This is a genomic window from Sphingomonas sp. Leaf20, from assembly GCF_001421535.1.
GTDB lineage: Bacteria > Pseudomonadota > Alphaproteobacteria > Sphingomonadales > Sphingomonadaceae > Sphingomonas.
Genome location: NZ_LMKN01000001.1, coordinates 1,060,429 through 1,073,826, shown reverse-complemented (window position 1 = coordinate 1,073,826; position 13,398 = coordinate 1,060,429). Strand labels below are relative to the sequence as shown.

At 68.5% G+C, this 13,398-nt stretch carries 13 protein-coding genes; 7 read left to right on the top strand and 6 right to left on the bottom strand.

The genetic code is table 11. From position 1 onward, the window contains the following. Positions 1-38 precede the first annotated feature (38 nt). The 3 genes from ASE72_RS04830 to ku all read right to left on the bottom strand — a co-directional run bounded on the left by ASE72_RS04830 (position 39) and on the right by ku (position 6,186). Positions 39-2,522, bottom strand: a complete 2,484-nt coding sequence (locus tag ASE72_RS04830; protein ID WP_056018968.1) for a circularly permuted type 2 ATP-grasp protein — start codon at positions 2,520-2,522, stop codon at positions 39-41. Between the two features lie 182 nt (positions 2,523-2,704). Continuing rightward, positions 2,705-5,212 carry a DNA ligase D gene (gene ligD, locus ASE72_RS04825; protein ID WP_056017343.1) on the bottom strand — a complete coding sequence of 836 codons (2,508 nt, stop codon included), beginning with the start codon at positions 5,210-5,212 and terminating at the stop codon, positions 2,705-2,707. Positions 5,213-5,319: 107 nt separating this feature from the next. After that, complete coding sequence (gene ku, locus ASE72_RS04820; protein ID WP_056017340.1) at positions 5,320-6,186, bottom strand: non-homologous end joining protein Ku; 867 nt, start codon at positions 6,184-6,186, stop codon at positions 5,320-5,322. 96 nt (positions 6,187-6,282) lie between these two features. Between ku and pdxH the strand changes: the two genes are divergently transcribed. Genes pdxH through ASE72_RS04805 form a run of 3 tightly spaced genes read left to right on the top strand, consistent with a single transcriptional unit; the run spans position 6,283 to position 8,622 of the window. Then, on the top strand, positions 6,283-6,861 hold the full coding sequence (gene pdxH / locus ASE72_RS04815) for a pyridoxamine 5'-phosphate oxidase (protein ID WP_056017337.1): 579 nt from the start codon (positions 6,283-6,285) through the stop codon (positions 6,859-6,861). Next, entirely contained in the window at positions 6,858-7,805 is a 948-nt protein-coding gene (locus ASE72_RS04810) for a cation diffusion facilitator family transporter (RefSeq protein ID WP_056017334.1), read from the top strand. The genes pdxH and ASE72_RS04810 overlap by 4 nt, the downstream gene beginning before the upstream one ends. Before the next feature lie 25 nt (positions 7,806-7,830). Beyond that, complete coding sequence (locus tag ASE72_RS04805) at positions 7,831-8,622, top strand: PhzF family phenazine biosynthesis protein (RefSeq protein ID WP_056017331.1); 792 nt, start codon at positions 7,831-7,833, stop codon at positions 8,620-8,622. 54 nt (positions 8,623-8,676) lie between these two features. Here ASE72_RS04805 and ASE72_RS04800 read toward each other — a convergent pair whose 3' ends face one another. Both ASE72_RS04800 and mnmA read right to left on the bottom strand, forming a co-directional pair. After that, positions 8,677-8,925 carry a UvrB/UvrC motif-containing protein gene (locus ASE72_RS04800; protein ID WP_056017328.1) on the bottom strand — a complete coding sequence of 83 codons (249 nt, stop codon included), beginning with the start codon at positions 8,923-8,925 and terminating at the stop codon, positions 8,677-8,679. Between the two features lie 15 nt (positions 8,926-8,940). After that, complete coding sequence (gene mnmA, locus ASE72_RS04795; RefSeq protein ID WP_056017325.1) at positions 8,941-10,059, bottom strand: tRNA 2-thiouridine(34) synthase MnmA; 1,119 nt, start codon at positions 10,057-10,059, stop codon at positions 8,941-8,943. Between the two features lie 135 nt (positions 10,060-10,194). Between mnmA and ASE72_RS04790 the strand changes: the two genes are divergently transcribed. From ASE72_RS04790 to ASE72_RS04780, 3 genes are all read left to right on the top strand, one after another. Continuing rightward, positions 10,195-10,422, top strand: a complete 228-nt coding sequence (locus ASE72_RS04790; protein WP_056017322.1) for a hypothetical protein — start codon at positions 10,195-10,197, stop codon at positions 10,420-10,422. A gap of 103 nt (positions 10,423-10,525) precedes the next feature. Beyond that, positions 10,526-10,825, top strand: a complete 300-nt coding sequence (sciP, locus tag ASE72_RS04785) for a CtrA inhibitor SciP (protein ID WP_056017319.1) — start codon at positions 10,526-10,528, stop codon at positions 10,823-10,825. A 91-nt stretch (positions 10,826-10,916) separates the two neighbouring features. After that, on the top strand, positions 10,917-11,174 hold the full coding sequence (locus tag ASE72_RS04780) for a GlsB/YeaQ/YmgE family stress response membrane protein (protein ID WP_056017316.1): 258 nt from the start codon (positions 10,917-10,919) through the stop codon (positions 11,172-11,174). Positions 11,175-11,270: 96 nt separating this feature from the next. On the opposite strand, the gene ASE72_RS04775 is transcribed toward ASE72_RS04780, so the two are convergent. Further along, complete coding sequence (locus ASE72_RS04775) at positions 11,271-12,005, bottom strand: SIMPL domain-containing protein (RefSeq protein WP_235532234.1); 735 nt, start codon at positions 12,003-12,005, stop codon at positions 11,271-11,273. Positions 12,006-12,221: 216 nt separating this feature from the next. Between ASE72_RS04775 and ASE72_RS04770 the strand changes: the two genes are divergently transcribed. Beyond that, positions 12,222-13,397 carry an efflux RND transporter periplasmic adaptor subunit gene (locus ASE72_RS04770; RefSeq protein WP_056017313.1) on the top strand — a complete coding sequence of 392 codons (1,176 nt, stop codon included), beginning with the start codon at positions 12,222-12,224 and terminating at the stop codon, positions 13,395-13,397. The last annotated feature ends 1 nt before the right edge of the window (position 13,398 follow it).

Here is a 13,398-nt window from a genome sequence, read left to right as displayed (position 1 = left end):
GCCAGGTCCGGGGGAGCGGGGCGGCCCGCCGCGCCGGCTCATGCCAGCGTCAGCCCGCTGGTGCGCAACGGCTCGGCGCCCTGCAGGAAATAGCGGCGGGCGAGTGCGTCCGACACGCCGCCCAGACGGCGTTCGATGTCGCCCAGCGTGTCCGCATCGAGATCGGCCGCGGCCGCGGTGACGACGATCGCCTGGAGCGCGATCGCCTGCGCCTGTTGCGGCTCGGCCATCTCGTCGTCGCTCAGCACCGGCAGCTCGGCAAGGCGCGCGGCGATGCGTTCGGCGGAGAAGGCGAGGCTGCGCGGATTGCCCGGATCGAGCGCGACGAGGTCGATGACGGGGACGCGGGCGATGCCGGTCAGGTAACGCTGACGATAGGTGATCTGGCTGTCGGCGAGGTCGAGCAGCACGGACAGGTCGTCGGGCGAGGCGCCGGGCATCCCGAACAGCCGGATCGCGCGCGCCATCGCCATCGCGCGCTCGATGCGGCGGCCGAGATCATGGAACCGCCACGCCGCGGTGCGACCCATATGCTCGGCCGACAGCCCGGCGATCGCGGCGTAGCGGCGCTGGAGCGACCCGGCGCGGTCGAGCATGCCGCGATGCGACGGGAAGGGCGCCTCGAGCAGGCGGACCATGTCCGCGGACAGCCGGTCGCGCGACCCCTCGCCGATGTCGCGCGCATGGCGGTTGATCGTCGCGATCGACTGCCACGCGTCGTCCTCCATCGCGGTCCGCGCGAACTGCGTCAGGTCGGCGCGGCGCAGCGACGGGGGATGCGGCGCGGCACCGCTGCCGACGACGAGCCCGACAAGCTTGCCGACGGTCTGCGGCGAGAGCACCGCGCCGCCATCGACGTCGATCGAGTTGCCCAGCATCACGCGGATCGCGCCGAGCAGCGCCTCGCCGCGCTCGAGATAGCGACCCAGCCAGTAGAAATTGTCCGCGACGCGGCTTGGCAACGTCCCCGGATTGCGGCGGACGTGGAGCGAGTCGGGTGCGGTCAGCAGCGAGTCGGGGGCGACCGGATCGGCGCCATAGACGCAGACGTCGGCGGACCAGATTCCTTCGCCCATCACGGCGGCGCGGGCGTCGGGATGCTCGCCGATCCGCGCGAACCCGCCGGGCAGGACGGTCCACTCGCCATCGCCGCCGCGGGCCGCAAAGACGCGGAGCGTGAACGGGCGCGGGACGAGCGCATCGCCGACGACGACGGGCATCGTCGACAGCCGGACGAGCTCCTGCCCGACATAATCCTGCGGCCGGCGCGCGATGTCCGCGAGCAGCGCGGTGCGCGCGTTGCCGGTGATGTCGGCGCCCGCGGTCGGGCCATCGGGCAGGCCGAGCGGGGCCGCGTGGAAGGCGGGGCCGATCAGCAGCGCGTCGAGATCCGCCTCGACCCGGTTGCGTGCACCGTCCTGCCCGCACCACCAGGTCGCGATGTTGGGGAGCAGCAGGTCTTCGCCGAGCAGCGACCGCGCGAGCTGCGGCAGGAACGCGGCGAAGGCCGGCGCCTCGAGCACCGCGGACCCGGGGGCGTTCGACAGCACGACATTGCCCGCGGCATAGGCGTCGATCAGCCCGGGGACGCCGATCTGCGAATGCGTGTCGAACGCGAGCGGATCGAGCAGCCGCGGATCGAGCCGCCGCCACAGCGCGTCGATCCGCTTGAGGCCGCCGATCGTGCGGACATAGACCTTGTCCTCGAGCGCGGCGAGATCGGCGCCCTCGACGAGCAGCAGCCCGAGATAGCGCGCGAGATGCGCCTGTTCGGGATAGCTCGGGTTGAAGCGGCCCGGCGTGAGCAGCCCGATCCGCGGGTCGGTGCGCTTGCACATCGCCGCGAGGCCGGCACGGAACGCAGTGAAGAACGGCGCATGACGCTGCACGTTCAGACGCGCCTGCAACCCGCCGAGCGTCCGGCTGACCGCGAGGCGGTTCTCCAGCGCATAGCCCGCCCCCGCAGGTGCGCGCAGGTGGTCGGCGAGCACGCGCCATTCGCCCGTCGGGCCGCGACCGAGATCGATCGCGATGAAATCGAGATGCCGTCCGCCGGGCGGCGGCAGCCCGACCATCGGACGCAGGAAGAACGGGCTGCCGGTGACGAGCGCGGCGGGGATATGGCCGTCGGCGACGATCCGGCCTTCGCCGTAGAGGTCGGCGATGACGTGTTCCATCAGCGTCGCACGCTGGACGACGCCGCGCGCAATGCCCGCCCATTCCCCTGCCTCGATCAGCAGCGGGACGGGCGACACCGGCCAGGGGCGCTCGTCGGGTTCGTCGGCGATCCGAAACCCCGTGCCGATGTCGGCGGCATGCCGCTGGACGCGTTCGCGGACATGGCCGAGATCATCCGACGCGACCGCGGCGAGCTCCGCGAACATCGCCGGCCAGGCGGGGTCGATGCTGCCATCGGCGTCGGGACACAGCACGTCGGCGCTGGTGCTGCGCGCGCAATAGTCGGTGATCCAGCGGTCGGCATGGACCATCGCGTCGAACAGGGGCGCGGATTGCGTCGCTATTTCCAATGCCTCAAGTCCCCGATCAGTGGCGGCGGTGTTTCACCTTTCGACGCGGCGGTGCAACATAAAATGTCCCGTCCGCCCCGCGTCGTACCGAAACCGCGAGCGCCGGCGGCCCACGCATCGCACCGCCAGCGTCCCGGCCGGGGAGATAGCCGCACGCTCAAGGGAGGGGGGTGGTTTCACAGATCGGGCAGCACCTGGTCGGCCACGCCCCATCCCTTGAGCGCGCGCGAATTGACCCGTGCGATGAGCTCGTCGACGTCGCGTACGCCCCAGCGCGCGGCGGTGTCGATGTCGCGCAGTTCGGTCCACGACACGGGCGCCGCGACGGGTGCGCCGGCCCTTGCCCGTGCGGAATAGGGCATCACCGCGGTGGCGCCGCGCTGGTTGCGCAGCCAGTCGATGAAGATCCGCCCCTTGCGCCTGGCCTTGGCCATCGTCGCGACGAAGCGGTCGGGCTCGGCGCCGGCGAGCGCGCGCGCGAACCGGTCGGCGAAGTCCTTGACCGCGGGCCATTCGGCGTCGGGCGTGAGCGGCACGACGACATGGATCCCCTTGCCACCCGACAGCAGCGGAAAGCTGACGAGGCCGAGCTCGGCAAGCTGCGTCTTCAGATGCTCCGCCGCCGCTTTCGTATCCGAAAACGCGAGCCCCTCGTCGGGGTCGAGGTCGAAGACCAGCCGGTCGGGCTTTTCCAGCGCCGCGACCGAGGATCCCCAGCCATGAAACTCGATCGTCCCCATCTGGACGCACGCGACAAGTCCGTCGGCGTCGTCGACGTACAGATAGTCTTCGGTCGATCCGTCCTTCTCGCGGATCGGCACCTGGTGGACCGCATCGCCGAAGCTGCCTGCGTCGTGCTTCTGGAAGAAGCAGGCGCGCGACCGGCCTTGCGGGCAGCGGACGAGGCTGATCGGGCGGCTGCCCGCGAAGGGCAGCATGATGCCCGATACCGCGGCATAATAATCGGCGAGATCGCCCTTGGTGACGTCCGACTCGTCGAACAGGACGCGGTCGCGGCTGGTGACGGTGATGCGCGTCGCGGGGACCGCGTCGGCGGCATCCGGGACCGGCGCAGGCGTCTCGGCGACGACGTCCTTCGCCGCCTTGTCCTCGCGCAGGCCGATGAAGCTCGAATGGCGCAGCACGCCGTCGGGCGTGGTCTCGGCGAACGCGATCTCGGCGACGAGTTTGGGCGTGACCCATTTCGCACCGCGGACCGCAGCCTTCGGAGCGTCGACGGTCGGCGTCTTGCGGTCGAGCGCCTCGAGTTTGTCGCGCAGCTCGGTCATCAGCGCCTGGTCGAAGCCCGTGCCGACCTTGCCCGCATAGCGATAGCCCTTGCCGTCGCGCACGCCGAGCAGCAGCGACTTGAACCCGCGTTTCTTGTCGGAGGGGAGCCAGCCGACGATCACGAATTCCTGCCGGTGCGTGCACTTGACCTTGAGCCACGCCTTGGTCCGCTTGCCCGCATAGGGCGCGTCGGCGCGTTTCGAGACGATGCCCTCGAGCCCCTCGCGGCACATGGTTTCGAACAACTGCTCGCCCGCGCCGACGACATGGTCCGAATAGCGCAGCCGGTTGTCGTCGCCCGGGATCAGCGGTTCGAGCCGGGCCTTGCGGTCGAGATTGGACAGCCCGGTCAGGTCCTCGCCGTCGAGCTCGAGCAGGTCGAACGCGAACAATGTCATGTCGCCGCCGTTCGAGATCGCGTCCTTCAGCGTCGAGAAGTCGGGATGGCCGTCCTTGTACGCGACGATCTCGCCGTCGATCAGCGCGGACCGGACGGGCAGCGTCGCGGCGGCGGCGGCGATTCCAGCGAACTTGTCGGTCCAGTCGAGCCCGGTGCGCGTGAACACCCTGGCCGTGCCGTTCGCGACCGCGACGAGCGCGCGGTAGCCGTCATATTTGACCTCGTGCAGCCAGGCCGAGCCGGTCGGGACGGCATCGACGAGCGTGCAGAGCTGGGGGTCGCGGAAATCGGGGAGCGCGGCGTCATCCTGCCAAAGGCCAGGATCCAGCGTATCGGCCGCGGCGCTTTTGGCTCTGGATCCCGGCTTTCGCCGGGATGACGGGGGAGGGGCGGGTTTGGTTGCGCGTGCCGGCTTCTTCCCCTCGGCGATCTCCGCCATCGTGCGGCCGGTGGACACGCTGGTGAGCGCCTCGTCGACAAGCGTGTCGGTGCCGCCTGCGGCAGCGTCGTCGATCTTGCGCAACAGCCAGTTCTCGCGCTTTTCCTTCGCGCGGGGCTTGAGGCGGATGAGCAGCCATTCGCCCTTCATCCGTTCGCCGTCGAGGACGAAGTGGAGATGGCCCTTGTCGAGATCGCTCGCGGACTTGCCCTTGATCGGCGACCAGCTGCCGCGGTCCCACAGCATCACCGTGCCGCCGCCATATTCGCCCGCGGGGATCGTGCCCTCGAACGTCGCGTAGCTCAGCGGATGATCCTCGGTGCGCACCGCGAGGCGCTTTTCGCCCGGGTCGAGGCTGGGGCCGCGGGTGACCGCCCAGCTCTTGAGCACGCCGTCGATCTCGAGGCGCAGGTCCCAGTGGAGCCGGGTGGCGTCGTGCTTCTGCACCATGAAGCTGTTGCCGTTGCCGGGGGTCAGCGTGCCCGCGGGTTCGGCGGTCTTCGCGAAGTCGCGCTTGGCGTTGTAGCGCGCGAGTGGGTCGGGGGTGTCAGCCACGACGTGCCGCCGATACCGTCATCCCAGCGAACGCTGGGATCTCGTGCGGCAGGGGGGTGGGCGGCAACGGGGAGATCCCAGCGTTCGCTGGGATGACGATGCTGTGTTCAGGCACGTTTTTTCGCCGGGGCGCGCTTGGCGGGCGTTTTCTTGGCCGGGGCCTTCTTCTCTTCAGCCTTCGCCGGTTCCTTCGCAGCCATCGATTTCTTCAGCGCGGCCATCAGGTCGACGACGTTCGAGCCCTTGCGCTCGCCGGTATCCTTGTCCTCGATGATCGTCTTGCCGTTCGCCTTGCGCTTGCGTTCGATCAGGTCCTTCAGCGCGTCGACATAGCGGTCGTGGAATTCCTGCGGGTGGAAGTCGCCGCTGCGCTTGACGATCAGCGCCTCGGCGAGTTCAAGCAGCTCCTCGGAGGGCTTGTCGTCGGGGATGTCGCGGAAATAGCCCTGCGCCTTGTGGACCTCGTCGGCGTAGCGCAGCGTCTCGAGCACCAGGCCGCGCCCGCACGGCTTGAGGCTGACGACATATTCGCGCCCGCGCATCGCGAGCTGGCCGAGCCCGATCTTCTTCGTCCGGCGCAGCGCCTCGCGCAGGACGATGAAGGCCTCCTCGGCGAGGTCGTCGGCGGGGACGACGAAATAGGGCTTCTCGTAATAGAGCACGTCGATCTCGCTCGCGTCGACGAACTGCGTGAGTTCGAGCGTCTTCTTCGACTCGAGCTTCACCGCGTCGATCTCGTCCTGCTCGAGCAGGACATATTCCCCCTTCGAGACCTCATAGCCCTTCATGATCTCGTCGGCATCGACCGGGCCGACGCCGGTGACCACCTTGTCGTAATGGATCGGCTGCCCCGACGGCTCATGGATCTGCTTGAACGAGACCGCCGCGCCCGACTTGGTGGCGGAGTAGATCTCGACGGGGATCGAGACCAGCGCGAGCCGGATCTGTCCCTGCCAGTATGCGCGCGCTGCCACGGTGTCTGTTCCTTCGTTCCGGAACCGATTCAAACATCGACGCGCGCGAGTCGTTCCAAAGTTTCGCTGGCCGTCAAACCCCGCTATGGCGCGGGCATGTCTGACGATCCCTTCACGCTGTTCGACACCTGGTATGCACAGGCCAAGGAGTCGGAACCGAACGACCCCAATGCCGTCGCGCTCGCGACCGCGGATTCCGACGGGCGACCGTCGGTGCGGATGGTGCTTCTGAAAGGGCACGGACCCGACGGATTCGTGATCTATTCGAACCGCGAAAGCCGCAAGGCGGGCGATCTTACCGCCAATCCGCAGGCCGCGCTGCTGTTCCACTGGAAGTCGCTGCGCCGTCAGGTGCGGATCGAGGGGGCGGTGACGCTGGCGAGCGATGCCGAGTCGGATGCCTATTTCGCGTCGCGCGGGCGCGATTCGCAGCTGGGTGCCTGGGCCTCGGACCAGTCGCGCCCGCTCGACAGCCGCGAGACGTTCGAGGCGCGCTTTGCCGACGTGGCGGCGCGGTTCGAGGGCGGCGACGTGCCGCGCCCGCCGCATTGGGGCGGATACCGCGTCGTGCCGAGCCGGATCGAATTCTGGCAGGATCGCGCGCACCGCCTGCACGAGCGCCGGCTTTTCGTGCGCGACAAGGATAGCTGGAACGAAGGACTGTTGTTCCCATGACTCAGGACGAACGTCGCCGGGTGATACCGCTCGCGACACGCGCCGCGCTCGCCAGCGTGGCGATGGCGTGTTCCCTGCTGCTGCTAAAGGCGTTTGCCGCCTGGACCACGGGGTCGGTGGCGATGCTCGGCTCGCTTGCCGATACCGCGCTCGACCTGCTCGCGTCGCTGGTGACGCTGTACGGCGTGCGGCTCGCGGCGACGCCGGCGGATCACGACCACCGCTTTGGCCACGGCAAGGCGGAGGCGCTCGCGGCGCTGTTCCAGGTCATGCTGATCACCGCGTCGGCCGCCGGCATCGCGTGGCGCGCGATCCTGGCGTTCAGCGATCCGCAGCCGACCACGGGCGCCGATTTCGGGATCGGCGTCTCGGTCATCGCGATCGTCGCGACGGTGTTCCTGCTCGCCTATCAGCGCAAGATCATCCGCCAGACGGGCTCGGTGGCGATCCTCGCGGACAACGTCCATTACCAGTCGGACGTGCTGCTCAACGGATCGGTGATCGTCGCGCTGGTGCTCGACCAATATGTCGGGTGGAGCGGCGCGGATCCGATCTTCGGGATTGTCATCGCGTTATGGCTCGCCTGGGGTGCGTTCCAGGCATCGTCGAACGCGATCGACCAGCTGATGGACAAGGAATGGCCCGAGGATCTGCGCGCGCAGTTCCTCGACGTCGCCGCGCGCCAGCCCGGCATCCGCGGGATCCACGATTTCCGCACGCGGCGGTCGGGCAGCCACGACTTCGCGCAGTTCCACATGGAGGTCGCGCGCGACCTGACGGTGGCGCACGCGCACGACATCGTCGAGGCGGTCGAGCGCAATCTGCGCACCGCCTTCCCCAAGGTCGAGGTGCTGATCCATCTCGATCCCGAGGGGCATGTCGATACCGACAATCCGCTGGTCGAGGCGGATGTCACGCCGCACTGGTTCGGCAAGCGCGTCTGAACGCCACCCGCACGAGGATCCCGTCATGAGAATACCCTTTGCGCAGATCGATGCGTTCACCGACACGCCGTTCGGCGGCAACCCGGCGGGGGTGATGCCGTTGTCGGCGTGGTTGCCCGACGACGTGCTGCTCAAGATCGCGCAGGAGAACAATTTGAGCGAGACCGCGTTCATCGTCGCGTCGGACGATGGCGAGGTCGATTTCGACCTGCGCTGGTTCACGCCGGCGGCCGAGGTCGCGCTGTGCGGCCATGCGACGCTGGCGAGCGGGCATTTCGTGTTGTCGTCGGATACCGCGCGCGACCGCGTGCGGTTCCGGACGCGGCAGGCCGGGGTGCTCGAGGTCGCGTGCGCGGATCGCGGCTATACGCTCGAACTGCCCGCGTGGAAGCCGACCCCGAAGGACATGCCCGAGATCGTCGCGGCGCTGCGCATCACGGACCCGGTCGAGACGCTCTGGCATGAGAAGGGCTATGCGCTGGTCGTCGTCGGGGACGAGGATATCGTCCGCGACCTCACCCCCGACTTCGTCGCGCTGTCGGCATTCCCGATCGTCGCGATCGTCGCGGCACGCGGTCGTGCGACCGACATCGTCAGCCGCGTCTTCACGCCCTATTACGCGATCGACGAGGACCCGGTGACCGGATCCGCGCATGCGGTCATGGTGCCCTATTGGGCGGAGACGCTCGGCGACCGGTTCTCGGCCTTCCAGGCGAGCGCGCGCGGCGGGAAGCTGTCGTGCCGGCTTGTCGACGAGCGGGTGGTGCTCGGCGGCGCGTGCGTGACGGTGATCGAGGGCACGTTCCTGCTGCCGTGATTGCCCACCAAAACACCCCGTCATCCTGACGGAAGAAACAGGGCGGGATTAAGACTACCGCTTGCGCCCCTTGGTCATCGGATCGGGCTTTTTCGGCTTCACCCAGCCGGGGGGCGGGGTCATGCGCTGCTGGCTGGTGCCGAGTCCCATCGCACCGGGCTGCTGGCGCGTCAGGCCCGTCGTGTCGGCCACCGCGCCGCCGCCGCGCAACATGCTGATCTGGTCGCGCAGGCGCCCGGCGGTCTCGAAGTCCATCGCGGCGGCGGCGGCTTCCATCTGGCGGCGAAGGGCTTCGATATCCATGCCGCCTCCAACGCGTCAGGCGGCCGCGAGTGCCGCCTCGGTCTGCGCGATCCAGCCGCCGCCGAGCACGCGCTCGCCCGCATAGAGCACCGCCGCCTGGCCCGGCGCGACGCCGTATTCGGGGGCGTCGAACACGATCCGGTCGTCGACGAGCCGCGCGGGCACCGGCTTGGCCATCGATCGGACCTTGGCGGTCAGCGGCCCGGTGAAATCGCCGCCGAGCCAGTTGATGTCGGTCAGCCGTGCCGCCTCGACCGCGAGCGCGCGGCGCGGGCCGACGATCACGCGCCGGGTCTCGGGTTCGACGCGCACGACGTAGAGCGGTTCGGGGCTGCCGCCGATCTCGAGCCCGCGACGCTGGCCGACGGTGAAGTGGATCAGCCCGCGATGCTCGCCAAGCTTGGCGCCGCGCAGGTCGACGATGTCGCCCGCGGTATCCGCCTCGGGGCGCAGCTTCTTCACCAGACTCGCGTAATCGCCATCGGGGACGAAGCAGATATCCTGGCTGTCGGGCTTTGCCGCGACGCCGAGACCGAGCTCCGCGGCGATCTCGCGGACGCGGGCCTTGGGCAGGCCGCCAAGCGGGAAGCGCAGATAGTCGAGCTGCGCCTGCGTCGTCGCGAACAGGAAATAGCTCTGGTCGCGCGCCGGATCCGCGCCGCGGTGAAGTTCGGCGCCATCCGCACCCTCGACCCGGCGGACATAATGGCCGGTGGCGAGGCAATCCGCGCCGAGATCGCGCGCGAGCTTCAGCAGGTCGGTGAATTTCGGCCCCATGTTGCACTGGACGCACGGGATCGGCGTGCGGCCCGCGAGATATTCGTCCGCGAACCGGTCGACGACCTGTTCGCGGAAGCTCGTCTCATGGTCGAAGACATAATGCGCGATGCCCAGCCGGTCGCAGACCGCGCGCGCGTCGCGAATGTCGCGGCCCGCGCAGCACGAGCCCGCGCGGCCGATCGCCTCGCCGTGATCATAGAGCTGGAGCGTGACGCCGATGGTCTCGGCGCCCGTCTCGTGCGCGAGTGCCGCGACCACCGAGCTGTCGACGCCGCCCGACATCGCGACGACGATCCGACGCCCGCGCAGCGACCCGGGCGCGGTGCCACCCAATTGAAAATCCGACTGTTCCATCGGCCGATCATAGGCTTTGCGGCGAGCCGTTGCAAAAAATACGACGGACGACCGAACCGCCGCGCGAGCTTTACTTAGATTTCACCCCTCTGCGCTAAACCTCAGTCTCTACCTGATGGTTATGCGAGTTTTGCGTTGGATTTGAGCTTCCCCCGTTTTGATCGAGAGACAGAGGTCACCGTATTACCGGGCGATCTCGCGCTCCTGATCGTGGGGGTTGCCGCGCGGCAGGCGGCGAGCCCGACGGCGGTGGTGCAGGCCGGCTTTGCCCGCGTCGCGGTCGATCCCAAGCTGTTCGCGCCCGTCCACGGTGCGTTCAACGGGCCGATGGCAAACGCGCTCGCCAACTGGAAACGTGAATGAAGGGGTCGTTTACCGTGGCGCTTCAATCGTTCTTCAAGTCCTGCGCTTACATGCCGTCTACGAATGTTGAGAAGGGGCGCGACGCCCCGATCAGAGGTTGCAAATGATCGAGAACCAGAAGATCCGTCCTGCCAAGGTCATCGGGCCGCTCGGCGAGCAGTTGACGATCGACTCGCTGCCGCCGCCCAGCACGACGCGGTGGGTCGTGCGTCGCAAGGCCGAGGTCGTCGCCGCGGTGAACGGCGGCCTGTTGTCGGTCGACGAGGTCTGCGACCGCTATGGCCTGACGGTCGAGGAATTTGCGGGCTGGCAGCGTGCGATCGACCGGTCGGGGATGCCGGGGCTGCGCGTCACGCGGATCCAGCACTACAAAACGCTCTACGAGCGCCAGCAGAAATACTGAGACCTAAACTCAAAACGCGAGCGGAACAAATATCGGTCTTCGCACGTCTTTCCGCCATCGCCCGGCTACGGGATCAACGGAGGAAGTTAAAATGGGTCTTATTCTTTGGCTGATCATCGGCGGCGTCATCGGCTGGATCGCCAGCATGATCATGCGCACTGACGCGCAGCAGGGTATTTTCCTGAACATCGTCGTTGGCATCGTGGGTGCCTTTATCGGCGGGCTGATCCTCTCGGGTGGTTCGATCAACAACGCACCGCTCACGCTGACCTCGTTCATCGTGTCGCTGCTGGGTGCCATCGTCCTGCTCGCGATCGTGAACCTCGTTCGCCGCGGCAGCGTTCGCTAAAACACCTTCGCATTCGTCACGCGAAAAGAAAGGGCCGTCCGGGAAACCGGGCGGCCCTTTTGCATGGGACGTCGATCGCGGCGTCCGCGGGACGACTCAGTTGAGCAGGAAGCGGACCGAGATGCTGACGGTGACGTCCTTCTCGCCCGCGACGATCTGCGTGCTGTCCTTGGCCATCGACGCGCGTGCCATCAGCATCGGCGGGTTGGGCGACCCGGCATTCTCGCCATTCTCGGTGATCGAGACGATCCGCGTCACGCGCATGCCGGCGGCGCGTGCGTAGAGCTCGGCACGCGCACGCGCGCGCTTGACCGCGTCGGCACGCGCCTCGTCGAGCGCGGTATCGGGCTGATCGATCGAGAGATTGGGGCCGTCGATCTGGTTCGCGCCCTCGCCGACCAGCGCGTCGAGGATGACGCCCGACTTCGCCACGTCGCGGAAGCGGACCGATACGCTGTTGGTCGCCTGATAGCCGGTGATCACGGGCGGCTGGTTCTCGGCATAGCGATATTGCGGCGACAGGCCGACGCTCGCGGTGGCGATGTCGCGCGGGGCGACGCCGGCCTTCTTGAGCGCCGCGAGCACGCGGTTCATGCGCTGCGCATTGTCCGACAGCGCGGCGGCGGCGGTGGCCGCCTGCGACACGACGCCGGCGCGAATCGTCGCGACGTCGGGAACGCGAGTCGTTCGCCCCTCGGCACTGACATCGAGCACCGTACCCGCCGCCGGAATCATCGGCTCGACGGTCACCGGCGTCTGCGCGTTGGCCGCCGTCGCGCCGGCAGCAGTCGCTGCGAGCGAGGCCGCCGCGAGCATGGCAATCTTGATCATTCGGTATCTCCCTGAAGCAACACGCATTGCCCGCATGGGGCCGGATCGGTCAACGCAGGCTGAACGCCGCGTGCAGCTTGCGGACAGGTTGGTTTCTGGGCATGCCTGCGTCCGAATCGCGGCATGCTTGGCGGGGGTTGAGCGTGGTGACCTATTCAGATAATACAGCGGATGTTCGGTCCTAACGGATCGGGTCGGGACGGGGATTGTGCGCGCATGAATTACGAGACCAAGGTGATCGGTGACGACCCGCAACCGATGTTGCCGGACTATACGACGCCGTCGCACACGCGTCGCAACGTCATCATCGCGCTGATCGTCATCCTCGCGGCGATCGCCGGCGCCTGGTTCGCGTTCGGACCGGGCAAGAAGGGGGCCGCGACCGCTGCAGCGGCGCCGCAGCTGCCCTCGGTGACGGTCGTCGTGCCGGGCCGCAAGACCGTCGACCGCGTGATCTCGGCAACGGGGACGCTCGCGGCGCGGCGCGAGATGCCGGTCGGCGTCGCGGGCGAGGGCGGGATGATCACGCGCGTGCTGGTCGAGCCCGGCCAGTGGGTCGCCGCGGGGCAGGTGCTCGCGACGGTCGATCGCTCGGTCCAGATCGAGGCCGCGGCCTCGCTCGCCGCGTCGGTATCGGTCGCGCGCTCCGACGAGACGATCGCGCAGGCGGAACTCGATCGGGCGCGGCAGCTCGTCGATCGCGGCTTCATCTCGAAGGCCGACCTGCAGCGCAAGGCGGCGACGCGCGATGCCGCGGCGGCGCGCGTCAAGGTCGCGCAGGCCTCGCTCGGCGAGGCGCGTGCGCGCAACGGGCGGCTCGACATCCGCGCGCCCGCGGCGGGGCTGGTGCTGACCCGCGGCGTCGAGCCCGGGCAGATCGTCGGGCCGTCGGCAGGCGTGCTGTTCCGGATGGCGATGGGGGGGCAGATGGAGATGCGCGCGCAGCTGAGCGAAGCGGATCTCGCCGGGCTTCACGTCGGCGCACGCGCCACGGTGGTCCCGGTCGGCACGACGCAGCGCTATCCCGGCGAGGTGTGGCAGGTGGCGCCGGTGATCGATTCGCAGACGCGTCAGGGGATCGCGCGGATCGCGGTCAAATATGACCCGGGCCTGCGCCCCGGCGGGTTCGCCGCGGCGACGATCGTCGGCGGCGCGACCCAGGCGCCGCTGCTTCCCGACTCCGCGCTGCAAAGCGACGAGAAGGGCAATTACGTCTATATCGCCGATGCGCAGAACAAGGTGGTCCGGCGCGACGTCAAGATCGGGCAGGTGTCCGATGCGGGCGTGACGATCATCGGCGGACTCGACGGCACCGAACGCGTGGTACAGTCTGCGGGCGGGTTCCTGACGCCCGGACAAACGGTGAAGCCGATCACGAAGAAGGCGAGCTGAC

Bases quoted from the DNA above. Each gene is read 5' to 3' on its own strand.
- pdxH (WP_056017337.1), top strand. From the start codon at position 6,283: ATGTCTGACGATCCCTTCACGCTGTTCGACACCTGGTATGCACAGGCC.
- ASE72_RS04810 (WP_056017334.1), top strand. From the start codon at position 6,858: ATGACTCAGGACGAACGTCGCCGGGTGATACCGCTCGCGACACGCGCC.
- ASE72_RS04805 (WP_056017331.1), top strand. From the start codon at position 7,831: ATGAGAATACCCTTTGCGCAGATCGATGCGTTCACCGACACGCCGTTC.
- ASE72_RS04800 (WP_056017328.1), bottom strand. From the start codon at position 8,925: ATGGATATCGAAGCCCTTCGCCGCCAGATGGAAGCCGCCGCCGCCGCG.
- mnmA (WP_056017325.1), bottom strand. From the start codon at position 10,059: ATGGAACAGTCGGATTTTCAATTGGGTGGCACCGCGCCCGGGTCGCTG.
- sciP (WP_056017319.1), top strand. From the start codon at position 10,526: ATGATCGAGAACCAGAAGATCCGTCCTGCCAAGGTCATCGGGCCGCTC.
- ASE72_RS04780 (WP_056017316.1), top strand. From the start codon at position 10,917: ATGGGTCTTATTCTTTGGCTGATCATCGGCGGCGTCATCGGCTGGATC.
- ASE72_RS04775 (WP_235532234.1), bottom strand. From the start codon at position 12,005: ATGATCAAGATTGCCATGCTCGCGGCGGCCTCGCTCGCAGCGACTGCT.
- ASE72_RS04770 (WP_056017313.1), top strand. From the start codon at position 12,222: ATGAATTACGAGACCAAGGTGATCGGTGACGACCCGCAACCGATGTTG.